The organism is Rhizobium sp. WYCCWR 11146, assembly GCF_013591995.1.
Lineage (GTDB): Bacteria > Pseudomonadota > Alphaproteobacteria > Rhizobiales > Rhizobiaceae > Rhizobium > Rhizobium indicum.
On the sequence record NZ_JACCEY010000037.1, the window covers coordinates 119156 to 141895 of the forward strand.

The 22740-nt window shown below is 61.7% G+C and carries 20 protein-coding genes; 18 read left to right on the forward strand and 2 right to left on the reverse strand.

The genetic code is table 11. From position 1 onward, the window contains the following. The first annotated feature begins 4 nt into the window (after positions 1-4). The 17 genes from HX899_RS28215 (at position 5) to lpxB (ending at position 17813) form a co-directional block, all read left to right on the forward strand. Positions 5-1081 (forward strand): toxic anion resistance protein, encoded by a 1077-nt coding sequence (locus HX899_RS28215; protein ID WP_138329634.1) that lies wholly within the window; start codon positions 5-7, stop codon positions 1079-1081. A gap of 14 nt (positions 1082-1095) precedes the next feature. Continuing rightward, positions 1096-2664, forward strand: coding sequence for a substrate-binding domain-containing protein (locus tag HX899_RS28220; protein ID WP_181294014.1), 1569 nt, complete (start codon positions 1096-1098; stop codon positions 2662-2664). A 7-nt stretch (positions 2665-2671) separates the two neighbouring features. Continuing rightward, complete coding sequence (locus tag HX899_RS28225) at positions 2672-3289, forward strand: 5-bromo-4-chloroindolyl phosphate hydrolysis family protein (RefSeq protein WP_181293927.1); 618 nt, start codon at positions 2672-2674, stop codon at positions 3287-3289. Next, positions 3289-4395: a substrate-binding domain-containing protein gene (locus tag HX899_RS28230; RefSeq protein ID WP_138329630.1), complete on the forward strand. Its 1107-nt coding sequence runs from the start codon at positions 3289-3291 to the stop codon at positions 4393-4395. The genes HX899_RS28225 and HX899_RS28230 overlap by 1 nt, the downstream gene beginning before the upstream one ends. Positions 4396-4576: 181 nt before the next feature. Then, positions 4577-5344, forward strand: coding sequence for a 30S ribosomal protein S2 (gene rpsB, locus HX899_RS28235; RefSeq protein ID WP_003539287.1), 768 nt, complete (start codon positions 4577-4579; stop codon positions 5342-5344). A gap of 242 nt (positions 5345-5586) precedes the next feature. After that, a complete protein-coding gene (gene tsf, locus HX899_RS28240; protein ID WP_029873155.1) occupies positions 5587-6513 on the forward strand; it encodes a translation elongation factor Ts in 927 nt (308 codons plus the stop codon). A gap of 96 nt (positions 6514-6609) precedes the next feature. Continuing rightward, positions 6610-7332 carry a UMP kinase gene (gene pyrH / locus HX899_RS28245; protein ID WP_003539289.1) on the forward strand — a complete coding sequence of 241 codons (723 nt, stop codon included), beginning with the start codon at positions 6610-6612 and terminating at the stop codon, positions 7330-7332. Between the two features lie 164 nt (positions 7333-7496). Beyond that, the gene (gene frr, locus HX899_RS28250) at positions 7497-8057 is read left to right on the forward strand and encodes a ribosome recycling factor (RefSeq protein ID WP_003559065.1); all 561 of its coding nucleotides are present in this window, start codon (positions 7497-7499) and stop codon (positions 8055-8057) included. Positions 8058-8094: 37 nt separating this feature from the next. Further along, entirely contained in the window at positions 8095-8838 is a 744-nt protein-coding gene (locus tag HX899_RS28255; protein WP_003539291.1) for an isoprenyl transferase, read from the forward strand. Then, complete coding sequence (locus tag HX899_RS28260; protein ID WP_181293928.1) at positions 8838-9668, forward strand: phosphatidate cytidylyltransferase; 831 nt, start codon at positions 8838-8840, stop codon at positions 9666-9668. The genes HX899_RS28255 and HX899_RS28260 overlap by 1 nt, the downstream gene beginning before the upstream one ends. A 28-nt stretch (positions 9669-9696) precedes the next feature. Continuing rightward, positions 9697-10830 carry an RIP metalloprotease RseP gene (gene rseP / locus HX899_RS28265; protein WP_003539293.1) on the forward strand — a complete coding sequence of 378 codons (1134 nt, stop codon included), beginning with the start codon at positions 9697-9699 and terminating at the stop codon, positions 10828-10830. 199 nt (positions 10831-11029) lie between these two features. Further along, positions 11030-13363, forward strand: a complete 2334-nt coding sequence (bamA, locus tag HX899_RS28270) for an outer membrane protein assembly factor BamA (protein WP_181293929.1) — start codon at positions 11030-11032, stop codon at positions 13361-13363. A 50-nt stretch (positions 13364-13413) separates the two neighbouring features. Beyond that, positions 13414-14478 carry a UDP-3-O-(3-hydroxymyristoyl)glucosamine N-acyltransferase gene (lpxD, locus tag HX899_RS28275; RefSeq protein ID WP_181293930.1) on the forward strand — a complete coding sequence of 355 codons (1065 nt, stop codon included), beginning with the start codon at positions 13414-13416 and terminating at the stop codon, positions 14476-14478. Next, on the forward strand, positions 14471-14938 hold the full coding sequence (fabZ, locus tag HX899_RS28280) for a 3-hydroxyacyl-ACP dehydratase FabZ (RefSeq protein ID WP_003539296.1): 468 nt from the start codon (positions 14471-14473) through the stop codon (positions 14936-14938). Before lpxD ends, fabZ begins: the two co-directional genes overlap by 8 nt. Then, entirely contained in the window at positions 14935-15753 is an 819-nt protein-coding gene (gene lpxA / locus HX899_RS28285) for an acyl-ACP--UDP-N-acetylglucosamine O-acyltransferase (RefSeq protein ID WP_181293931.1), read from the forward strand. The genes fabZ and lpxA overlap by 4 nt, the downstream gene beginning before the upstream one ends. A 3-nt stretch (positions 15754-15756) precedes the next feature. After that, complete coding sequence (locus HX899_RS28290) at positions 15757-16638, forward strand: LpxI family protein (RefSeq protein ID WP_181293932.1); 882 nt, start codon at positions 15757-15759, stop codon at positions 16636-16638. Beyond that, entirely contained in the window at positions 16635-17813 is a 1179-nt protein-coding gene (gene lpxB / locus HX899_RS28295; protein ID WP_181293933.1) for a lipid-A-disaccharide synthase, read from the forward strand. The genes HX899_RS28290 and lpxB overlap by 4 nt, the downstream gene beginning before the upstream one ends. A 31-nt stretch (positions 17814-17844) precedes the next feature. On the opposite strand, the gene gltA is transcribed toward lpxB, so the two are convergent. Next, complete coding sequence (gene gltA / locus HX899_RS28300; RefSeq protein WP_003539304.1) at positions 17845-19134, reverse strand: citrate synthase; 1290 nt, start codon at positions 19132-19134, stop codon at positions 17845-17847. Between the two features lie 290 nt (positions 19135-19424). Here gltA and HX899_RS28305 point away from each other — a divergent pair, with 290 nt between their 5' ends. Then, positions 19425-21857 (forward strand): ComEC/Rec2 family competence protein, encoded by a 2433-nt coding sequence (locus HX899_RS28305; RefSeq protein WP_181293934.1) that lies wholly within the window; start codon positions 19425-19427, stop codon positions 21855-21857. Here HX899_RS28305 and lexA read toward each other — a convergent pair. Then, entirely contained in the window at positions 21838-22557 is a 720-nt protein-coding gene (lexA, locus tag HX899_RS28310) for a transcriptional repressor LexA (protein WP_029873161.1), read from the reverse strand. The two genes, HX899_RS28305 and lexA, sit on opposite strands and share 20 nt — an antisense overlap. Positions 22558-22740: the final 183 nt, after the last annotated feature.

Below are 22740 nucleotides of genomic sequence, written 5' to 3' on the forward strand. Positions count from 1 at the left end.
AACCATGGCCGACACCGATCTCGCGACTGTTCAGAATGCCGCCCTGCCGGTTGTTGTCGCTGATCCGGCGGAAATTGCCCGCATTTCCGATAGCATCAATATCACCGACCGTGCCGGCATCTCGGTCTATGGCGACCGCGTCCAGCAGGCGGTCAGCGATTATGCCGACAGGATCCTGCGCGAAGTCCGCAACAAGGACCTCGGCGATGTCGGCCGCCTGCTGACCGATATCATCCTCAAATCGAAAAGCCTCGATCCGGCATCGCTGAAGGATAAGGGTTTCCTCAGCCGCATGTTTCTCTCGGCCAAGGCCCGGCTCGAACGCTTCAAGGCGGAGTTCGAAGACGTGGCCGGCCAGATCGACCGGATCGGTCTGGAGCTCGACCGTCACAAGGATACGCTGAGGCGCGACATTGCGTTGCTCGACGACCTGCATGAGGAAACCAGGCAATCGATCATGCGGCTCGAGGCTTATGTTCAGGCCGGCAAGACTTTCGCCGAGCGTTTTCGCAACGTCGAGCTGCCGAGGCTGAAGGCGCAAGCCGAGGCGGCAGCGACCGGCCCCGGCGGCGGCATGCTGGAGGCGCAGACCTATCAGGACAGCCTGCAGGCGCTCGACCGGCTTGAGAAGCGGGTGTTCTACCTGCAGCAGGCCCGCCAGCTCGGCATCCAGCAATTGCCGCAGATCCGCATCGTTCAGGCGGGCGACGAGACGCTGATCGAGAATCTGCAGGCGACTTCGGCGCTGACGGTGCCGGCCTGGAAGCAGAAGATGGTGATCCTGCTCGGCCTGACGCGGCAGAAATCGGCGCTCGACCTGCAGAAGGCGGTGACCGACGCCACCAACGACATGATCCGCCAGGCATCCGAGATGATGAAGGACCAGGCGATATCAATCGAACAGCAGTCGCAGCGCGGCATCGTCGATATCGACACGCTCGCCAAGGCGAACAGGGATCTGATCGATACGATATCAGGCGTGCTGCAGGTTCAGGAGGAGGGGCGCCGCAAGCGGGCGCTCGCCGAACAGCAGATGGAGCAGATGACGATCGAACTCAAGAAGGCGATGACCCAGGCGTGATCGGCAAGATGACGATGCGAGCACTGCTTTCAGGCCTGGCACTTCTTGCTCTTCTGCCCCTTGCCGGTTGCAATCCCTTCGGCCAGGGGCCGGACTTCTCGATCGTATCGGGATCGGAGAACACCGTTCTGCAGCCGATCGTCGAAGAATTCTGCAAGCAGAAGAACGCCACCTGCACCTTCAAATATGAAGGCACGCTCGATATCGGCCTGGCGCTGCAGAGTGACCAGGGCGTCGCGCAGGATGCGGTCTGGCCGGCCTCCAGCGTCTGGGTCGACATGTTCGACACCAAGCGCCGCGTCAAGAGCCTGACCTCGATCGCCCAGACGCCGGTGGTCTTGGGCGTGCGCAGGTCGAAGGCGCAGCAGCTCGGCTGGATCGGCAAGGACGTCTTCATGCAGGACATTCTCGCTGCCGTCGAGAGCGGATCACTGAAGTTCCTGATGACCTCGGCGACGCAATCCAATTCGGGCGCCAGCGCCTATCTTGCCATGCTGTCGAGCGCGCTCGGCAACAAACCGGTGATCGAACCCGGCGATCTCGACGACAGACACGTCCAGGAGAGCGTCCGATCGCTGCTGTCAGGTGTCGTGCGCTCTTCCGGCTCTTCCGGCTGGCTTGCCGATCTCTATGTCGAATCCGCCGGCAAGGGCACGGTCTATGACGCGATGTGGAATTACGAGGCGGTGCTGAAGGAAACCAACGACAAGCTCGCCGCCCTGTCGCAGGAACCGCTTTACGCGATCTATCCGGCCGATGGTGTGGCTATGGCGGATTCGCCGATCGGTTTCGTCGATCATGGCCGCGGGCCTGAAGTCCAGACCTTTTTCAACGATCTGCTCGCCTATCTCAGCTCGGCCCCCGTGCAGCAGCGCATCGCCGATACCGGCCGGCGCATTCCGCTGACCGGCGTAGCCGCAAAACCGGAGTCGAGCTGGAATTTCGATCCCGCCCGGCTGGTGACGGCAATCCGCATGCCGGAGGCGGGCGTCATCCGCCAGGCGCTCAACCTTTATCAGGCCGCGCTGCGCAAACCGTCCCTGACCGCGCTCTGCCTCGATTTTTCCGGTTCGATGCAAGGGGAGGGCGAGGACCAGCTGCAGAAGGCGATGCGTTTCCTGTTGACGCCCGACGAGGCGAGCAAGGTGCTGGTGCAATGGTCGCCCGCCGATCAGATCATCGTCATTCCCTTCGACGGCAGCGTGCGCAACACTTTCATGGCGAGTGGAAATCCGCTGGAGCAGGAAGGGCTGCTGAACGAGATTTCCCGGCAGAAGGCCAATGGCGGCACGAACATGTATGCCTGCGCCGAACGGGCTCTGCAGCAGATTGCCCGAACCGACAAGCTCTCGACTTATCTGCCTGCCATCGTCATCATGACCGACGGCAAGTCCGATGATCAAAGCCAGGCCTTCACCAGCGAATGGAACGCGATGGAGCCGCATGTGCCGATCTTCGGCATCACATTCGGCGATGCCGACAAGACCCAGCTCGACAGCCTCGCCAAGCTGACCTCGGCGCGCGTGTTCGACGGCGGTTCGGATCTCGCCACCGCCTTCCGAACTGCGCGAGGCTACAATTAGGACAGGCATGCGCAACTGGCTCGGCAATGACGGCAACTGGATCGTGGCGGGACTGGCGGCGGCAATCACCGTGCCGCTCTTGAGCTTTGCCGCCGGCATGCCCTTCTGGATCGCCATCATCATTGCCCTTCTGGTCTTTGCCGGCCTCGTCATTCTGCTCGCACCGCGCCGGCTATTCGAAGGCCTCGATATCAAGAGCATCGGCAGCGGGCGCGTCGCCTTTGCCCGCGACCTGCTGGAGGCCGCCGTTCCCTTCGCGCAGAGGCTGGAGACTGCCGCCGACACGATAAACGATCGTCAGATGGCGGCCGCAGTCCGGCATCTCGCTGAAATTGCCGCCGATGTCTTTCGCAAGGTCGAGGCCAAGCCCGAGAGCGCCAATGCAGTACGGCGGTTCCTCTCCTACTATCTGCCGCGTGCCGCCGAGGTGGCGGAAGGTTTTGCCGTCATCGAGGCCAAGCGCGTTCCCGACCACAAGCAGCTGGAGGAGGTGCGCGGCGTGCTGGTCAAGCTCGAAGAGGCCTTCGTCCATTACGCCGACAGCCTGGTCGATGAGGAACTCGGCACGCTCGACACCGATCTGCGCCTCATCCAGGCATCGCTCAAAGAGGATATTGGACGCTGATGGCCCTTTCTCGTCGCGCCTTTGGAGTGGGACTGCTCGGAGCAGGCGTCGTCGGCACCGGCGGTTATTTCGCCGTCCGGGATCGGCCGGAATTGCAGGGCCTGCTCGGCAGCCGCACGACGCTGTTCGGCTTCGTCGGCGGCGAGAAGGAGGCCTTCCTGGCCGACCCCGACGTCATCAGGGCGCTCGGCGGATACGGATTGACGGTGAACAGCCGTGTCGCCGGTTCCGTCGAGATGGTCCGCGAACAGGCGCTGCTGTCGCAGCATCCGCAATTCCTCTGGCCTTCCTCCTCGATCATGGTCGATATCGCCAGGCAGAACGGCATATCTATCCGCAACGACCGCGTCGTGCTGAACACGCCGATCGTCGTCTATTCCTGGCAGCCCGTCGTCGATGGACTGATGAAAGCGGGATTGGTGACGGTGACGAACGAAGGCCATCATCAGCTCGACCTCAAGGCTTTGCTTGATGCGATCCTTGCCGGATCCGACTGGTCGAAACTCGGCGTCAATTCGCTCTACGGCCGCGCCCGCATCGTCTCGACCGATCCCAACCGCTCCAATTCCGGCTTCATGTTCGCAGGCCTGGTGCTCAGCTTGTTCAGCGGCAATGTCGCGACTTCAGGCGATCTCGCCACCTTCGGCGGCAAGGTGCAGGCGATTTTCCGCAACATGGGCTTCAAGTCGCCGTCCTCAGGCAAACTTTTCGACCAGTATCTGGCAGGCGGCCTTGGCGGCGAGCCGATGATCGTTGGCTATGAAAACCAGCTGGTCGAATGGATCCTCGCCGATCCCGCACGCTGGGAGCGCATCAAGGCGAGCGCCGGCGCAAAGCCGGTGGTGCTCTATCCGCGCCCGACCGTCTATTCGGCGCATCCGCTGATCGTCGTCGACGAGAATGCCAACCGGCTGATCGAAGCGCTGGTGAGCCCGAAGCTCCAGGAGCTTGCCTGGACGAGACACGGCTTCCGCGGTCCGCTGGGGACCGCCACCGGCAACGCCGACAGCGCCATCGGCACCCTGCTGCCGGCCGAGGTCGATGCCATCCTGCCGATGCCCGACGCAGGCGTCATGCTGTCGCTGCTGCCGACGCTGGCAAGCTGAGCCGCTAGGTTTTTTCGGCATAAGCCTTGCTTTTGCGCCCAATCGAATGTATGGGCACCGGCATTCCACACGTAAGGCATGGGATCGTCCGGGAGAAATCCGGGCTGTTCCGCCCGGTGGCATCCTCGAAGAGGGTGCTGTTCGCCTTGCGGAGGTTCAACCGGAAAAGGAGTAACAAGGCATGGCATTGCCTGATTTTTCTATGCGCCAGCTGCTTGAGGCAGGCGTCCACTTCGGCCACCAGACGCATCGCTGGAACCCGAAGATGAAGCCGTACATCTTCGGCGATCGCAACAACATTCACATCATCGATCTGGCCCAAACCGTTCCGATGCTGTCGCGCGCCCTTCAGGTCGTCAGCGACACCGTTGCCCGCGGCGGCCGCGTTCTCTTCGTCGGCACCAAGCGCCAGGCGTCCGAGATCATTGCCGACAGCGCCAAGCGCTCGGCCCAGTACTACGTCAACTCGCGCTGGCTCGGCGGCATGATGACGAACTGGAAGACGATCTCCAACTCGATCCAGCGTCTGCGCAAGCTCGACGAGATCCTGAACGGCGAAGCCCAGGGCTTCACCAAGAAGGAACGCCTGAACCTCGAGCGCGAACGCGAAAAGCTGGACAAGGCTCTTGGCGGTATCCGCGATATGGGCGGCACGCCTGACCTGATGTTCATCATCGACACCAACAAGGAAAAGATCGCGATCGACGAAGCCAAGCGCCTCGGCATCCCGGTTGTCGCCATCATCGATTCGAACTGCGATCCGGACCTGATCGACTATCCGATCCCGGGCAATGACGACGCATCGCGCGCGATCGCTCTTTACTGCGAGCTGATCTCCCGCGCCGCCATCGACGGCATCGCACGCCAGCAGGGCTCTTCCGGCCGCGATCTCGGCGCATCCTCCGAAGTTCCGGTCGAGCCGGCTCTCGAGGAAGCAGCCGAAGGCTGATGAAGGCGGGCGGATCGAAAAGGTCCGCCAAATGCTTGCAGAGACTGGGAAAGGCCGCTCGCGACTCATCGAAGTTCGGCGGCCTTGCCTGTTTCAAGGGGAGGGCATCAGGCTCTCCGTCCGATAAGTTTCGTTATGACGCGTCTTCATCACGCTGTCATACATACAGGTACATTTCGTGCCTCAATCCGGTGCCGAGCCGCGCTTTGCGGCCCACCGTATGAACCGACAAGAGGAAGCTAATGAGCGAGATTACGGCTGCAATGGTGAAGGAACTGCGCGAAAAGACCGGCGCAGGCATGATGGACTGCAAGAAGGCTCTTGCTGAAACCGGTGGCGACATGGAAGCGGCGATCGACTGGCTGCGCGCCAAGGGCATCGCCAAGGCCGACAAGAAGTCCGGCCGCACCGCTGCCGAAGGCCTCATCGGCGTTTCGAGCCAGGGCACCAAGGCCGTCGTCGTCGAAGTCAATTCGGAAACCGACTTCGTCGCCCGTAACGATGCCTTCCAGGAACTCGTCCGCGGCATCGCCAAGGTCGCCGTATCCACGGACGGCACCGTCGATGCCGTTGCCGCTGCGACCTACCCGGCATCCGGCAAGTCGGTTTCCGACACGATCAAGGATGCGATCGCAACGATCGGCGAGAACATGAACCTGCGCCGTTCGGTCGCTCTCTCGGTCGAGGATGGCGTCGTCGCCACCTATATCCACAATGCTGTTTCCGACGGCCTCGGCAAGCTCGGCGTTCTCGTCGCGCTGAAGTCGACCGGCGACAAGGAAGCCCTGAACGCCATCGGCCGCCAGGTCGCCATGCACATCGCCGCCACCGCGCCGTTGGCGATCCGCCCGGAAGAAGTCGATGCCGCCGTCGCCGAGCGCGAGCGCAACGTCTTCATCGAGCAGTCGCGCGCTTCCGGCAAGCCGGACAATATCATCGAAAAGATGGTCGACGGCCGCATGCGCAAGTTCTTCGAGGAAGTCGCCCTTCTCTCGCAGGCTTTCGTCATCAATCCGGATCTGACGGTCGCCGCCGCCATCAAGGAAGCTGAAAAGGCCGTCGGCGCGCCGATCGAGGTTGCCGGCATGGCCCGTCTGCTGCTCGGCGAAGGCGTCGAAAAGGAAGAAACCGACTTCGCGGCCGAAGTCGCGGCTGCCGTCAAGGGTTGATCTTCCAGCCATAATTGGGAAAACACGAAGGGCATCGCGTGACAACGCGGTGCCCTTCGTGTATCGGGCATTCACGGCAATTTACGAGGAGCCAAGATGTCTTTAGAGCCTGTCTATAAACGTGTTCTACTCAAGGCTTCCGGCGAAGCGCTCATGGGTGGCCAGGGTTTCGGGATCGATGTGACGGTGGCGGACCGCATTGCATCCGACATCGCCGAGGCACGGCATATGGGCGTGGAAGTCGGCGTCGTCGTCGGTGGCGGCAATATCTTCCGCGGTGTCGCGGTGGCGTCCAAGGGCGGCGACCGGGTCACCGGCGACCATATGGGCATGCTCGGCACCATCATCAATGCGCTGGCGCTGGCGACCTCGCTGCGCAAGCTGAACATCGATACGGTGGTGCTTTCGGCCATCTCCATGCCCGAGATCTGCGAGAGCTTTTCGCAGCGCGCAACCCTTTATCATCTGTCGATGGGCCGCGTGGTGATCTTTGCCGGCGGCACCGGCAACCCCTTCTTCACCACCGATTCCGCCGCAGCACTTCGTGCAGCCGAAATGGGTGCGGAAGCGATCTTCAAGGGCACGCAGGTGGACGGCATCTATACCGCCGACCCGAAGAAATATCCCGATGCGACTCGCCTCGACCGGCTGACGCACCAGGAAGTGCTGGACAGGGGGCTTGCGGTGATGGACGTTGCCGCTGTGGCGCTCGCCAGGGAGAATTCCATTCCGATCATCGTCTTCTCGATCCACGAGAAGGGTGGTTTTGCTGAAATCTTGACGGGCGGTGGTCTCAAGACCATCGTCTCCGACAACTGATATAAGCTGCGCCGCGGATTCGGCGCAGCCCTCGCTAGAACATGATGATTTAGGCCCGTTTGGCCTGAAAGCTGAATCATGTTCTACATTAAATAGTAAGAGCATGATGTCGCCCGAAAACCGCTGACACTTTTCGGCATCATGCTCTGGACGGGAGCATCGACATGAGTGAAGGTATCGACATCAAGGAACTGAAGCGCCGCATGGACGGCGCGATTTCCGCATTCAAGAGCGACATCGCATCGCTGCGCACCGGCCGTGCTTCGGCCAACATCCTCGACCCGGTGACGATCGAGGCCTATGGTTCGCGCATGCCGCTGAACCAGGTCGCCAACATCACCGTGCCCGAGCCGCGCATGCTCTCGGTTTCCGTCTGGGACAAATCGATGGTCAGCGCCGTCGAGCGCGGCATTCGCGAATCCAATCTCGGCCTCAACCCGATCATCGACGGCCAGAACCTGCGCATTCCGCTGCCGGAGCTGAACGAGGAGCGCCGCAAGTCGCTCGTCAAGGTGGCGCACGACTATGCCGAAAAGAGCAAAGTGGCGATTCGCCATGTCCGCCGCGACGGCATGGACGGCCTTAAGAAAGCCGAAAAGGATGGCGTAATCGGCCAGGACGAGAGCCGGGCGCAGTCGGAACGTGTACAGAAGATGACGGACGAGACGATTTCCGAAATCGACCGCTTGCTTGGCGAGAAGGAAAAGGAAATCATGCAGGTCTAGTGGATCTGTGCCTTTGCCTGGAAAGACCGGACGGGAAATGTCGGAATCTGTATTTGTGACTGTGCCAGAGCATGTTGCCATCATCATGGATGGTAATGGCCGTTGGGCCAAGCAGCGTGGCCTGCCGCGCACGATGGGCCATCGCAAGGGCGTCGAAGCGGTGCGCGAGACAGTCCGCGCCGCCGGTGCGGCCGGCATAAAATATCTGACCCTCTTTGCCTTCTCCTCGGAAAACTGGCGCCGGCCCGAAGCCGAGGTCTCCGATCTGCTCGGCCTGCTCAAGGCTTTCATCCGGCGCGACCTCGCCGAGCTCCATCGCCAGAACGTGCGGATCAAGGTGATCGGCGACCGCCACAGCCTGCGCAGCGATATTCTGGGCCTCTTGCTGGAGGCGGAGGAGACGACCAAGGACAACACGTCACTGACGCTCGTCATCGCCTTCAACTACGGTTCGCGCGACGAGATCGCCCGCGCCGTCGTCAGCCTCGCCCGCGACGTCGAGGCCGGCCGCCTGAGAGCACAGGACATCACCCCGGCACTGATCAACGCCCGTCTCGACACGGCCGGCATTCCCGATCCGGATCTCATTATCCGCACCAGCGGCGAAGAGCGGCTTTCCAACTTCCTTCTCTGGCAGGCCGCCTATTCGGAATTCATCTTCCTTCCGGAATACTGGCCGGATTTCAGCCCCGAGATCTTCCGCTCGGCGCTCGAGACATTCGCCTCTCGTGACCGGCGCTTCGGCGGCCTGTCGTCGCAGGCGGCCGCGGTCGGTACCTGATGCAGCAGGAACTGAAGCTCCGTATCGTTTCAGGAGTGATTCTTGCGGCCATCGTTCTCGCCGCCACCTGGTATGGCGGCCTTGCCTTCCGTATCCTGGCGGCCGTGATCGGCCTGCTGATTTACTATGAATGGTCGAAAATGACAGGCATCGCACGGGATTGGGTCGCCAATGCCGTCGGCTGGATCGGCGAGGCGGCGATTGCCTTCCTCGTGCTTGTCGGCAATTTCGAATTCGCCGCCGGCATGCTGGCCGGCGTCACCGCCGTCGGCATCGCTCTGATCATCCTGCAGGGCACGAGCCGTTGGTTGCCAGTGGGCCTGTTTTATGCCGGCGCCACCGGCCTGGCGCTTGCCGCGATCAGAGGCGATGACCGGCTTGGCCTTTACGCCATGCTCTTCGTCTTTGCGGTCGTCTGGGCAACCGATATCCTTGCCTATTTCGTCGGCAGGGCGCTTGGCGGGCCGAAGCTTGCTCCTTCGATCTCGCCCGGAAAGACCTGGTCGGGTGCAATCGGCGGCGCCGTTTCGGCGGTCGTAGCCGGCGTCGTTCTCATCCATTTTCTCCTTCCGGGCGCTGAAATCATCGCCGCCGGCGTGGCGTTCGTTCTCTCGGTTTGCAGCCAGTCGGGCGATCTTTTCGAATCGTTCATCAAGCGGAAATTCGGCGTCAAGGATTCGAGCCGTCTCATTCCGGGCCACGGCGGCGTCATGGACCGTGTCGACGGACTGATTTTCGCCTGTTTTTCGGCGTTCTTGCTTGCTGGGCTTTTTTCCCTGATAAAGGGGGCCGGAATGACGTCGCTCGGCGCGGCATTGTTCGGACTCTGACAACGCTGCAGTCTGACGGAAGGGACTCATGGAAACGATGAGCGGCATATACGCATTTCTGATGGGGAACATCGTTACCTTCATCCTCGTGCTGTCACTGCTCGTCTTCGTGCATGAGATGGGCCATTACCTCGTCGGGCGCTGGAGCGGCATTCGCATCCTGGCCTTTTCCGTCGGCTTCGGTCCGGAGATCTTCGGCTTCACCGACCGCCACGGAACGCGCTGGAAGATTTCGGTGATCCCGCTTGGCGGCTACGTCCGGTTCTTTGGCGACGAGGATGCCTCGAGCAAACCCGACACCGACAAGATCGCCGCCATGTCCGAGGAGGACAGAGCGCGCTCCTTTGCCGGCGCCAAGCTGTGGAAACGCGCTGCAACCGTCGCGGCTGGCCCGATCGCCAATTTTCTGCTGGCGATCGCCATCTTCACCATTCTTTTCTCGGTCTATGGCCGCACGATCGCCGATCCCGTCGTTGCCGAGGTCAAGCCCGACGGCGCTGCCGCTGCCGCCGGCATCCTTCCAGGCGATCTGCTGGTCGCCATCGATGGCGGCAAGGTCGAGACCTTCGACGACGTGCGCCGCTATGTCGGCATCCGCCCGAGCCAGAAGATCGTCGTGACGATCGAGCGCGCTGGCCAGAAGCTCGATGTGCCGATGGTGCCGCAGCGCGTAGACCAGACCGACCAGTTCGGCAACAAGGTCGAGCTCGGCCAGATCGGCATCGTCACCAGCCGGGAGGCCGGCAACTTCCGCCTGAAAACCTATACGCCGCTGCAGTCGTTGCGCGAGGCTGTGATCGAGACCCGCGACATTGTCACCGGCACTTTCAAATATATCGGCAACATCTTCAGCGGAACGATGCGCGCCGATCAATTGGGCGGGCCGATCCGCGTGGCGCAAGCTTCGGGCCAGATGGCGTCGCTTGGAATAGGCGCAGTGTTGCAGCTTGCGGCGGTGCTTTCTGTTTCGATAGGATTGCTTAACCTGATGCCGGTTCCGGTACTTGATGGCGGCCACCTGATGTTCTATGCGGTGGAAGCGGTGAGGGGGAAACCGCTCGGCTCTTCGGCCCAGGAAATTGCATTTCGCATCGGCCTGGCGATGATACTGACATTGATGGTTTTCACGACCTGGAACGACATTGGCTCGTTGAGAGGGTAAACGAGCAAGGCGAGGCTAATTACTATTTATTTACGATGTTTCAAGGCTGTAGTGGCGAATGGGTCACGCTTGCAAATGAAGTAAACAGAAATTAACGACCTGCCTTGCTTGTATGTCAAAAGCGGGTAAAACGACACACGTGGCCGGAATCGGGGTTTCCTGAGGCCGGGGACGAGGGAAACAAAAGGTAATGGGTGAAATGAAGGCTGGTTCAAAGTTTTTGAACGCAGTATCGGCGGTTGCGCTGTCTGCTGGTGTTGTTGCTTCGGGCGCAGGTGCTGTGACGTTCGTTTCCGCTACGGCCGCTGAGGCCGCGGTCATCCAGCGCATCGATGTGCGCGGCGCAAGCCGTGTCGGCGCGGAAGCCGTCCGGTCGAACCTCACCATCGCTCCTGGAAAGAGTTTTTCGAACAGCGATATCGATGCCTCGGTCAAGCAGCTCTACGGCACGGGTTACTTCTCCGACGTCAAGATCTCGGTCTCCGGCAGCACGCTGGTCGTCAACGTTCAGGAAGCCCAGCTCGTCAATCAGGTCGTCTTCAACGGCAACCGGAAGATCAAGGACGACAAGCTCGCGACGATCGTCCAGACCCACGCTGCCGGTCCCTACAGCGACACCCAGATCCAGGCCGACATCCAGTCGATCAAGGAAGCTTATGCTGCCACCGGCCGCAGCGAGGTCGAGGTCACGACGCAGGTGGTGCCGCTCGGCGAAGGCCGCGTCAACCTTGCCTTCGTCATCAACGAGGGTGACCGCACCAAGATCGATTCGATCAACTTTGTCGGCAACAATGCCTACAGCGCCGGCCGCCTGGCTGCCGTCATCGCCACCAAGCGTTCGAACTTCCTGTCGTTCCTGACCCGCAAGGACGTCTACAACGAAGACAAGCTCCACGCCGACGAAGAAGCGCTGCGCCAGTTCTATTACAATCGCGGCTATGCCGACATGCGCATCGTCTCTTCCGATGCCACCTTCGACGACGCGACCAACAAATACACGCTCACCTTCAACATCGAGGAAGGCCAGCGTTACGACTTCGGACCGGTGACCGTCCAGTCGACCGTCGAAGGCGTCGGCTCAGAGCAGCTGCAGCCGCTGGTGCGCACCCGCGAAGGCCAGGTCTACAACGCCAAGGAAGTGCAGAAGTCGATCGAGGCGATCTCCGATCAGGTGGCGTCAGCCGGTTATCCCTTTGCGCGCGTCACGCCGCGCGGTAACCGCGACCTCAACAACAACACGATCGGTGTCGAATATCTGGTCGACCAGGGCGAGCGCGCTTATGTCGAGCGCATCGAGATCCGCGGCAACAGCCGTACGCGCGACTACGTCATTCGCCGCGAATTCGACATGAGCGAAGGCGATGCCTTCAATCAGCAGATGATCACCAAGGCTAAGCGTCGCCTCGAAGCGCTCGGTTACTTCTCTTCCGTCAATATCTCCACCCAGCCGGGCAGTTCGCCTGACCGTGTCGTGGTGGTCGTCGACGTGCAAGATCAGTCGACCGGTTCGTTCGGTGTCGGTGCGGGTTATGCCGCCGGCGGCGACGGCTTGCTGCTCGAAGCATCGATCGAGGAAAAGAACTTCCTCGGTCGTGGTCAGTACATCCGCATCTCGGCCGGTGGCGGCCAGGAAGGCTCGCGCGCCTACGGCGTCAGCTTCACTGAACCCTATTTCCTCGGCTACCGTCTGGCGGCAGGCTTCGACGTCAACCGCAGCGAAACGTCGAGCAACGACGACTACGATTACGAAGAAACCAGCGTCGTCCTGCGTGTGACTGCGCCGATCACCGAAGATCTGGCGACGACCTTCCGTTATAACTACAAGCAGATGAAGTATGACGGCGATACCTCTGATCTTTCGGCGACCTACGCCAATCTGGTCGACGAGAGCCCGTGGACGCGTTCTTCCGTCTCGCAGACGCTGACCTACAACACGCTTGACGACACCGTCCTGCCGCGTGAAGGCATCTATGCGACGGCGACGCACGAACTTGCCGGCCTCGGCGGCGACTCGCAGTTCTACAAGATCTACGGCAAGGCCCGTTATTACCACCTGCTCGCTGACGATGCCGATATCATCGGCTCGGTCTCCGCTTCGGCTGGTTATGTCGTTCCGTTGGGCGACCATCTGAACGTCTTCGACCAGTTCACGCTGACCAACGGCGATATTCGCGGCTTCGAGAACAAGGGTATCGGCCCGCGCATCCGCGGGGATCACGACGACCCGCTCGGTGGCACGACCTATTTCACGGCGTCTGCAGAAGCCACCTTCCCGATGCCGGGCTTCCCGCGTGACTTCAACCTGCGCGGCGCAGTCTTTGCCGATGCCGGTACGCTGTTCGGCAATGACGTCGAGCTTCTTGGGTCAGACCAGGCCGACGGTACCAGCGCTTCGCTGCGCGCCTCCGTCGGTGTCGGCGTCGTCTGGCAGTCTCCCTTCGGTGCATTGCGTCTGGATTACGCGATCCCGGTTCTCAAGGAAGACTTCGACAAGACGCAGAACTTCAAGTTTGGCATCAACAACCAATTCTGATATCGGCAGTCCGGAACTGTAAGACTCAATTCCGTTCTGGAGCATTGCCGATGGAGCAAAACGTTTTTTTTCTGCCCCATGAAGGTCTGAAGCTCGCTGAGCTGGCAGAGTTTCTTGGGGCGGAACTCGCCAATTCCGACCATGCCGATGTTATCGTCAGGTCCGTTGCCCCCATCAGCCGGGCCCGGGCGGGCGATGTCTGTTATATCCTGTCGCGTCGTAACCGCGATGAACTGGCGACATGCGAAGCCTCGGCAGTGATCTGCGACAAGGCGCTCGCCGATCTCGTACCCCCCCATATCCCGGTCATCCTGTCGTCCAATCCACATGCGGCTTTCGCGATGGCGGGCGGCCTGTTCTATCCCGCGGCATTGCGCCCGGTCGTCTTTTCCGGTGAAAGCGAGATCGCGCCAAGCGCGGTGATCGATCCGAGCGCCAAGCTTGAAAAGGGCGTGATCGTCGAGCCGATGGCCGTCATCGGAGCGCATGCCGAGATCGGCGAAGGGACGCGCGTCGGCGCCCACAGCATCATCGGTCCGAATGTCAAGATTGGCCGGGATTGTTCGATTGCGGCCGGCGCCAGCATTCTCTGCGCGCTGCTCGGCAATGGCGTCATCATCCACAACGGCGCCCGCATCGGCCAGGATGGTTTCGGTTATGCGCCGGGCCCGCGCGGCATGATCAAGATCGTCCAGATCGGCCGAGTGATCATCCAGGATAATGTCGAGATCGGCGCCAACACCTCGATCGACCGTGGCACCATGGACGATACGGTCATCGGCGAAGGCACCAAGATCGACAACCAGGTACAGATCGGCCACAACGTTCAGATCGGCCGCCATTGCGCCATCGTTGCGCAGGTCGGCATCGCCGGCAGCGCGAAGATCGGCAATGGCGTTCAGATCGGCGGCCAGGTCGGTATCAAGGGGCATGTGACGATCGGTGACGGCGTGCAGATCGCCGCCCAAAGCGGTATCATGACCGATCTTGCCGCCGGCGGACAATATGGTGGTACACCTGGGCGCCCGCTGAATGACTATCTGAGAGATGTCGCGCAACAGATGTCAAAGACGAAGCTGCGCGGGACGAAACCTGGAGGCAAGCAAAATGACTGAGGAAGCCACGACAACGCTTTCTTCGGCTGACATCATCGAGATCATGAAACTGCTGCCGCATCGCTACCCGTTTCTCATGGTCGACAAGATCATCGAGATTGACGGCGACAACACGGCGATCGGCATCAAGAACGTCACGGTGAACGAACCGCATTTCACCGGTCATTTTCCGGAATCTCCGATCATGCCCGGCGTTCTCTTGATCGAGGGCATGGCCCAGACCGCGGGTGCGATCTGTGCCAAGAAGGATGGCCAGCCAGGCAACCTCGTCTATTTCATGACCATCGAGAATGCGCGCTTCCGCAAGCCCGTCGTACCCGGCGATCGTGTTGAATTCCATGTCAGGAAGCACAAGCAGCGCGGCAATATCTGGAAATTCCATTGTGACGCCAAGGTCGACGGCGCGCTTGTCGCCGAAGCCGATATCGGCGCGATGATCGTTCGTAAGGATCAGGCATGAGCACTATCGCCGAAAGCGCTCGCATTCATCCGATGGCTGTCGTCGAAGACGGCGCGACCATCGGTGAGGGCGTCAGGATCGGTCCCTTCTGCCATGTCGGGTCGCACGTCGTCCTGCATGCGAATGTCGAGCTTTTGTCGCATGCGGTCGTGACCGGCCGCACCGTGGTCGGCAAGGGCACACGCATCTTCCCGATGGCGGTCGTCGGCGGTGATCCGCAGAGCGTGCATCACGGCGGCGAGGAGACGACGCTGACGGTCGGCGCCAACTGCACGATCCGCGAAGGCGTGACGATGAATACCGGCACGGCCGATTTCGGCGGCCAGACGATCGTCGGCGACAACAACCTCTTCCTTGCCAATTCGCATGTCGCGCATGACTGCCGGGTGGGCAACCATGTGATCATGTCGAACAACGTCATGCTCGCCGGCCATGTCGTCATCGAAGATCGCGTCATCCTGGGCGGCGGCTCGGCCGTTCACCAGTTCACCCGCGTCGGCCGTCAGGCCTTCGTCGGCGGGCTCTCGGCGGTCAGTTACGACGTCATTCCCTACGGCATGCTGAACGGCAATCCCGGGCTGCTGAGCGGCCTCAACGTCGTCGGCATGACGCGCGCCGGCGTCGACCGCGCCGTCATTCACAGGGTGCGGCGCGCCTACAAGTCGATCTTCGAAGGACCGGGCTCCGTCCGCGAAAACGCCGCCGCCATCCGCGAAGAATATGCTGATTGCGAGCAGGCGGTCCACATCCTCGACTTCATCGCCGCCGACAGCGACCGCGCCTTGTCCTCGCCAACCCGGGGGCAGAAGGGCTAGTCCGTGACTCTTTCCGGCGATACCGCTGCGGGCCGGCTGGCGATCATCGCCGGCGGCGGCCTTCTGCCTTCCTATGTCGCCGAAGCTGCGCGCGCGGCGGGCGAAAATCCCGTCATCGTCGCGCTGAAGGACGAAAGCGACCGGCGCTGGGAAGGGTATGATCATGCCGTCATCGGCGTCGGCGATTTTGCAGCTCTCGAGGGCCTCTTGAACCGCTACGGCATCGGCCGTGTCGTCATGTCCGGCAGCGTGCGGCGCCGGCCGGAATGGCGCGAGGTGCGCCCGACGCTGCGCACTCTGATGAAGATGCCGGCCACGATCCGCACCTTACTGTCCGGCGGCGACGATAGGGTGCTGCAGATGGTGATCCGGCTGATCGAGGGAAACGGCCGGCGTGTCGTCGGTGCCCATGAGATCGCCCCCGACCTTCTTGCCGCCGTTGGCCCGCTCGGCACGGCGATACCGGGCGAAGAAGACCGGCGCGATATCAACCGCGCGGCGGAAGCCGCCGAAATGCTCGGCCGGCTCGATGTCGGGCAGGGCGCCGTCGCCATCGGCGGGCGTATCGTCGCGCTGGAGGGTCTTGAGGGCACGGACGAGATGCTGGAGCGTGTCGCGGGTCTCAGAGCCGCGGGGCGCATCTCGCCGCGCCGCCGTGGCGCACTCGTCAAACTCTGCAAGCCGCAACAGGATATCCGCGCCGACTTGCCGGCGATCGGCGTTTCCACGGTTCTGAATGCGAGGAAAGCCGGCCTTGCCGGCGTCGCCGTCGAGGCCGGCCGCTCGCTGGTGCTCGATCGCGCCGCAGTCATCAAAGCCGCCGATGAGGCCGGGCTCTTCGTCTGTGGCATCGATCGCGGCCTGCCGGCATGGGGGCTTGAATGAACGGGGCGCCGCTGAAGATCGCCGTCATTGCCGGCGAGGTGTCGGGGGATCTGCTCGGTGCCGATCTCATCGCCGCGCTGAAGCGGGTTCACAGCGGACCGGTGGAACTCGTTGGCGTCGGCGGCGAGGGGCTGCAGGCGGAAGGCTTGCGATCCCTGTTCGATTTCTCCGAGCTGTCGATCATGGGCATCACCCAGGTGCTGAGCCGGCTGCCAAAGCTCTATACCCTGATCCGCCAGACGACGGCTGCCATCATCGCAGCAAGGCCTGATATTCTTCTTATCATCGACAGCCCAGATTTTACCCATCGCGTCGCCAAGCGTGTCCGCGCCGCGCTGCCGGATCTGCCTGTTGTCAATTATGTCTGTCCGAGCGTCTGGGCCTGGAAGGAATATCGCGCCACGCGCATGCTCGCCTATGTCGATCATGTGCTCGCCGTCCTGCCCTTCGAGCCGGCAACAATGCGTGCGCTCGGCGGGCCTGAGACCACCTATGTCGGCCATCGCCTGACCGCCGATCCGGCGCTGCTCGAAGCGCGGCGGCAGCGCGCCATGCGCGCACCCGTCGAGGGAGCCGGCAAGGCGATCCTGATGCTTCCTGGATCAAGATCCTCCGAAATCGCCAAACTGCTTCCGTTCTTCGAGGATGCGGCCAAAGAACTTGTCGCCCGCAACGGCCCGATGCGATTCCTGTTGCCGACCGTGGCGCACAACGAAGCGCTGGTGAAGGGGCTCGTCGCCGGCTGGGCCACGCCGCCGGAGGTGGCGGTCGGGCCGGCGCAGAAATGGAAGGCCTTTGCCGAGGCGGATGCGGCGATGGCGGCTTCCGGCACGGTGATCCTCGAACTCGCCCTTGCCGGCGTGCCGACGGTGTCCGTTTACAAGACGGATTGGATTATCCGCCTGCTCGCCCGGCGCATTAAGGTGTGGACGGGCGCATTGCCCAATATCATCGCCGATTATGCCGTCGTGCCGGAATATCTGAACGAGATCGTCCGCGGCGCCAGCCTGGCGCGCTGGATGGAGCGGCTGTCGGCCGACACGTTCCAATTGAAGGCGATGAACGAGGGCTACGATCTCGTCTGGCAACGCATGCAGACCGAAACACCGCCCGGCGAGCATGCCGCCGAGATCCTTCTCGACGTGCTGAAAAAGAAAAAACCCGGTCGTTTCTGACCGGGTTTTCTTTTGGGTTCTTTGGAAGCGATCAGCGCTTCGAAACCGGGATGTAATCGCGCTTCGGTTCGCCGACATAGAGCTGGCGCGGACGGCCGATGCGCTGTTCCGGATCCTCGATCATCTCGTTCCACTGCGCGATCCAGCCGACGGTGCGGGCAAGCGCGAAGAGCACGGTGAACATGGTCGTGGGGAAGCCCAGCGCCTTCAGCGTGATGCCGGAATAGAAGTCGATGTTCGGATAGAGCTTCTTCTCGATGAAATATTCGTCGGTGAGCGCGATACGCTCCAGCTCCATCGCCACTTCGAGCAACGGATCGTCCTTGATGCCGAGTTCGCCGAGCACTTCGTGCGTCGTCTTCTGCATGATCTTGGCGCGCGGATCGTAGTTTTTGTAGACGCGGTGACCGAAGCCCATCAGGCGGAACGGATCGTTCTTGTCCTTGGCGCGGGCGACATATTCCGGAATGCGATCGACCGTGCCGATTTCGTTCAGCATGTTGAGCGCTGCTTCGTTGGCGCCGCCATGCGCGGGCCCCCAGAGGCAGGCGATGCCGGCGGCGATGCAGGCGAACGGGTTGGCGCCCGACGAACCGGCGAGACGGACGGTCGAGGTGGAGGCGTTCTGCTCATGATCGGCATGCAGGATGAAGATGCGGTCCATGGCGCGGGCAAGCACCGGATTGACCACATATTCCTCGCAAGGCACGGCAAAGCACATGCGCAGGAAGTTCGAGGCGTAGTCGAGGTCGTTCTTCGGATAAACAAAGGGCTGGCCGATATGGTATTTGTAGGCCATGGCGGCAAGCGTCGGCATCTTGGCGATCATGCGCAGGCTGGCGACCATGCGCTGGTGCGGATCGGTGATGTCGGTGGAGTCGTGATAGAAGGCCGACAGCGCGCCGACGCAGCCGCACATGACGGCCATCGGATGCGCATCGCGGCGGAAGCCGGTGAAGAAGCGGCTCATTTGCTCGTGCACCATGGTGTGGTGCGTGACGCGGTAATCGAAATCCTTCTTCTGCACGGTGGTCGGCAGTTCGCCGTAAAGCAGGAGGTAGCAGACTTCGAGGAAGTCGCCGTGCTCGGCGAGCTGCTCGATCGGATAGCCGCGATGCAACAGGACACCTTCGTCGCCGTCGATGTAGGTGATTTTCGATTCACAGGATGCGGTCGAGGTAAAACCCGGATCGTAGGTGAAGGAAGCCGTGTTCTTGTAGAGGGCACCGATATCGATGACGCTCGGGCCGATCGTGCCGCTTTTGACAGCAAGGTCGACAGACTTGTCACCGATTTTTATTGTAGCGCTTTGATCCGTCATGCTGATCCTCCGAAATGGCGGTGGCGCCATAAAAGCGCCATAGGGGTTAAGCGTCCTCACCGATAGCTATATGATCGCGAAGCTAATGCCAAGTTACCGTGATGGCATTTTGTGCATTGCGGTATCACCTTTTAGGCACTGCAGCGATGAGCCGCACGCATATCGGAAGCCGATGATTCGACTGGTCTTTTGGCGCTCGCGATTTTCCCTCATATTTCAATCGATTATTCTTGCCGGATTTGATTGGAGGTTGCATTCTGGCCGCCTTCGCAGCCGGGCTTGGGCGGTTCATGCAGGAGTTGACGACAGTCGAATTGCGGCCGGAAGCAGGCGAAGACCTTGCCGGCGCCTCCAATTTTTCACCACCTGTCGTGGTGACGCGACCGACACGGACGCAGTCGACGACACCATTGCGCCACCGGCTGCCGGCCGCAGCCTCGCAATTGCTGCGTGCCGGCATGCGCATGCTGGGCGAGGAGGTGGACCATGGCCGCCTGCTTCTGTTCTCGCCGGTCTTCCTCGGCGCCGGGTCAGCCGTCTGGTTTCTCGCGGCATCGGATTTTCCGCTCGTTGCATCGCTGCTCTGCCTGTCGGCGCTGACCGTGGCGGTTCTCATCGCCAGCCGCAGCCGGGCGGCAGTGCGGGCAACGCTGCTGGCGCTCTCGCTCGTGGTCTGCGGCATGGTCACGGCGCAGTTCGAGAGCCGGCGGGCTTCGACCGTGATCCTCGATTCATCAGTGACGACGACGGTGACCGGCCGTGTCGAGCGGCGCGAAGGCGATGGTCGCGGGCGGTGGCGCTATATTCTTGCCGTCACCGGCACTAAGGCACCGGAGCTGAAGCGGCGGCCGGAACGCATAACCGCCATCGTCCGCGGCGCGGACGCGGCCTTCGAGATCGGCGATATCATCACCGGCAGGGCGCGACTGACGCCGCCGGCAGGTCCAGCACTTCCCGAACTCAACGACTTCTCCTTCGGTGCCTATTTCGATGGCATCGGCGCCAACGGCTTCTTCTACGGTGCACCGACGAAGGTCGATGCGCAGGCTGGTCCCCAGGCTGCCAGATCGACGGCGGAAACGCTGCTCGAAGGGCTCTACCGGCTGCGCAGCGGCATTGGTGACCGCATAAGGTCGATCCTGCCCGGCGACACTGGCGCTTTCGCCGCTGCTCTCGTGACGGACGAGCGGCGTGCCATCTCGAATGAAACGACGGAGGCGCTGCGCCAGTCCGGTCTGGCTCATATCATCGCCATCTCCGGTCTCAACATGGCGCTATCGGCCGGCATCTTTTTCGTCGGCTTCCGGATGCTGCTCAGCCTCTTTCCCGGCATCGCTGAGGCCTACCCGACGAAGAAGATCGCTGCCGCCGGCGCGCTCATCGCCGTCACCGCCTATTTCCTGATCTCGGGCTTTGCGGTCTCTGCAGAACGCGCTTTCATCATGATGGCCATCATGTTGATTGCCGTCTTCTTCGACCGGCCGTCGATCAGCCTGCGCAATGTCGCTCTCTCCGCGCTCGTCATCATCGTCATTTCGCCGTCCGAGGTTTTGGGTCCGAGCTTCCAGATGTCTTTTGCGGCGACATTGGCGCTGGTCTCGGGCTATCAGCTGTGGAAGGACCGGCGCGTCCGCGAAAACGCCTTCCTGAAGCTGCCGATCATCAGGCCCTTCGTTACAGTTGCAGGCTTCTTCGGCGGCGTCTTCCTGACCTCGCTGATCGGCGGTTTTTCCACCGCGCTGTTTTCGATCGAGCATTTTCATCGCCTGACCGCCTACGGCCTGCCGGCGAACCTCGCGACGATGCCGATCATCTCCTTCATCGTCATGCCGGCCGGCTTGCTGGCGATGCTGCTAATGCCTTTCGGTCTGGATGTTTGGGCCTGGAAGGTCGTCGGATTCGGCCTCGATCTGGTGATCGCGGTCGCAAAGACGGTGTCCGGCTGGGATGGCAATATCGACGTCGGCCGCATGCCCGCCTGGTATTTCGCGATAGCCGTGGCAGGCTTTCTGCTGCTGACGCTGCTCCGTACCCGGTTGCGCCATGCCGGCACATCGATCATCGCGGTCGCAACACTCATCCTGTTGCTTCTACCGGTTCCCCGGCCGCCGGATCTGGTGATTTCGGAGGATGGCAGTCTCGTCGCGGTGGTCGAGGCGGCAGCAATGGCTTCCAACCGTGAAAGACCGCCGGATTTCATCTTCGACCAGTGGCAGAGAGCGCTAGTCCTGCCGAAGCATGACCCGCCGAAGATGCTGGATGGTCCTGCTATCCCGCCTGAGGGAGAAGACCGCCGCGTCAGGCTTTCCCGCGATCAGCAGAACGAAGCAAGGACCGCGATGCGGGCGGCCGCAGCGGGCGGTGACGCAAACCGCTTTTCCTGCGTCAAGAAGGCCTGGTGCACATCAAGGCTCGGCAATGGTCAGGTGGTAACCGTCATCGACAATGCCGCCTATCTCGGCCCGGCATGTGACGCGGCCGATATCGTCGTGACATCGGTCCGCCTTCGCTTCAACAATTGCCGCTCAGGTGCGACGCTCTTCACCGGTGAGACGCTGCGCAGGACGGGTTCCATCGAGTTGCGCTTCACGGACACCGGCCTGGAGGTCGCAACCGCATTCGATGCATTGTCGCGGCCATGGATGCGCCATCGCGCCTATGACTGGCGCAGCAACAGTTTTACCGAATCGGGCCTGGCCAATGTCAGTGATAGCGGCGAATGAGACCGACGAGTTTGCCCTGAACCTTGACGCGGTCCGGCCCGAAAATCCGGGTCTCGTAAGCCGGGTTGGCGGCCTCCAGCGCGATCGAGGCGCCCTTGCGGCGGAAGCGCTTGAGCGTCGCTTCTTCGTCGTCGACGAGAGCAACGACGATGTCGCCAGGACTTGCGGTGCTGCCATTGCGGATGATCACGGTGTCGCCGTCGAAGATGCCGGCGTCGATCATCGAATCGCCCTTGACCTCGAGCGCATAATGTTCACCGGAGCCGAGCATGTCCGCCGGAACGACGATGTCGTGGGTATTGTTCTGGATCGCCGAGATCGGCACGCCGGCAGCGATTCGGCCCATGACCGGCACGGAGACCGAGTTGCCGTTGTCGGCGACGGGTTTTGCGGGAGCGGGGGCGGCGACCGGCTGAGGTTTGCCGAGGCTGCCCTCGATGACGCTCGGCGAAAAGCCGCGCCGGGGCTGGATGCTGGGGCTGTAGGCCTCCGGAAGCTTGATGACCTCGAGCGCACGGGCGCGGTTCGGTAGGCGGCGAATGAAGCCACGCTCCTCCAGCGCCGTAATCAGCCGGTGAATCCCGGACTTGGAAGCGAGATCCAGGGCATCCTTCATTTCGTCGAAAGATGGCGGAACGCCGGATTCCTTCATGCGCTCATGAATGAAAAGGAGAAGCTCCTGTTGTTTGCGCGTGAGCATCGACGTTGTGACCTCGTGATTGAAACAAATCCAGAACATACACTATATGTTCCATATGTGTTCCGCAAGTAGCTAAATTTCCGTAAAACTTGGCGCCAACTCGTTGAGATTTTTATTTTCATTCGCCGGATTGGCACACAAGTCTTGCCTTGGGCGGCACTCTCACACATCTCTGCCGTGTTA

Excerpts from the sequence above, each read along its gene's own strand:
- HX899_RS28260 (WP_181293928.1), top strand. The coding sequence starts at position 8,838 with ATGCAGCAGGAACTGAAGCTCCGTATCGTTTCAGGAGTGATTCTTGCG.
- lexA (WP_029873161.1), bottom strand. The coding sequence starts at position 22,557 with ATGCTCACGCGCAAACAACAGGAGCTTCTCCTTTTCATTCATGAGCGC.
- rpsB (WP_003539287.1), top strand. The coding sequence starts at position 4,577 with ATGGCATTGCCTGATTTTTCTATGCGCCAGCTGCTTGAGGCAGGCGTC.
- HX899_RS28220 (WP_181294014.1), top strand. The coding sequence starts at position 1,096 with ATGCGAGCACTGCTTTCAGGCCTGGCACTTCTTGCTCTTCTGCCCCTT.
- lpxB (WP_181293933.1), top strand. The coding sequence starts at position 16,635 with ATGAACGGGGCGCCGCTGAAGATCGCCGTCATTGCCGGCGAGGTGTCG.
- pyrH (WP_003539289.1), top strand. The coding sequence starts at position 6,610 with ATGTCTTTAGAGCCTGTCTATAAACGTGTTCTACTCAAGGCTTCCGGC.
- lpxA (WP_181293931.1), top strand. The coding sequence starts at position 14,935 with ATGAGCACTATCGCCGAAAGCGCTCGCATTCATCCGATGGCTGTCGTC.
- HX899_RS28230 (WP_138329630.1), top strand. The coding sequence starts at position 3,289 with ATGGCCCTTTCTCGTCGCGCCTTTGGAGTGGGACTGCTCGGAGCAGGC.
- tsf (WP_029873155.1), top strand. The coding sequence starts at position 5,587 with ATGAGCGAGATTACGGCTGCAATGGTGAAGGAACTGCGCGAAAAGACC.
- gltA (WP_003539304.1), bottom strand. The coding sequence starts at position 19,134 with ATGACGGATCAAAGCGCTACAATAAAAATCGGTGACAAGTCTGTCGAC.
- HX899_RS28225 (WP_181293927.1), top strand. The coding sequence starts at position 2,672 with ATGCGCAACTGGCTCGGCAATGACGGCAACTGGATCGTGGCGGGACTG.
- HX899_RS28305 (WP_181293934.1), top strand. The coding sequence starts at position 19,425 with ATGCAGGAGTTGACGACAGTCGAATTGCGGCCGGAAGCAGGCGAAGAC.
- frr (WP_003559065.1), top strand. The coding sequence starts at position 7,497 with ATGAGTGAAGGTATCGACATCAAGGAACTGAAGCGCCGCATGGACGGC.
- HX899_RS28215 (WP_138329634.1), top strand. The coding sequence starts at position 5 with ATGGCCGACACCGATCTCGCGACTGTTCAGAATGCCGCCCTGCCGGTT.
- lpxD (WP_181293930.1), top strand. The coding sequence starts at position 13,414 with ATGGAGCAAAACGTTTTTTTTCTGCCCCATGAAGGTCTGAAGCTCGCT.
- bamA (WP_181293929.1), top strand. The coding sequence starts at position 11,030 with ATGAAGGCTGGTTCAAAGTTTTTGAACGCAGTATCGGCGGTTGCGCTG.
- rseP (WP_003539293.1), top strand. The coding sequence starts at position 9,697 with ATGGAAACGATGAGCGGCATATACGCATTTCTGATGGGGAACATCGTT.
- HX899_RS28255 (WP_003539291.1), top strand. The coding sequence starts at position 8,095 with ATGTCGGAATCTGTATTTGTGACTGTGCCAGAGCATGTTGCCATCATC.
- fabZ (WP_003539296.1), top strand. The coding sequence starts at position 14,471 with ATGACTGAGGAAGCCACGACAACGCTTTCTTCGGCTGACATCATCGAG.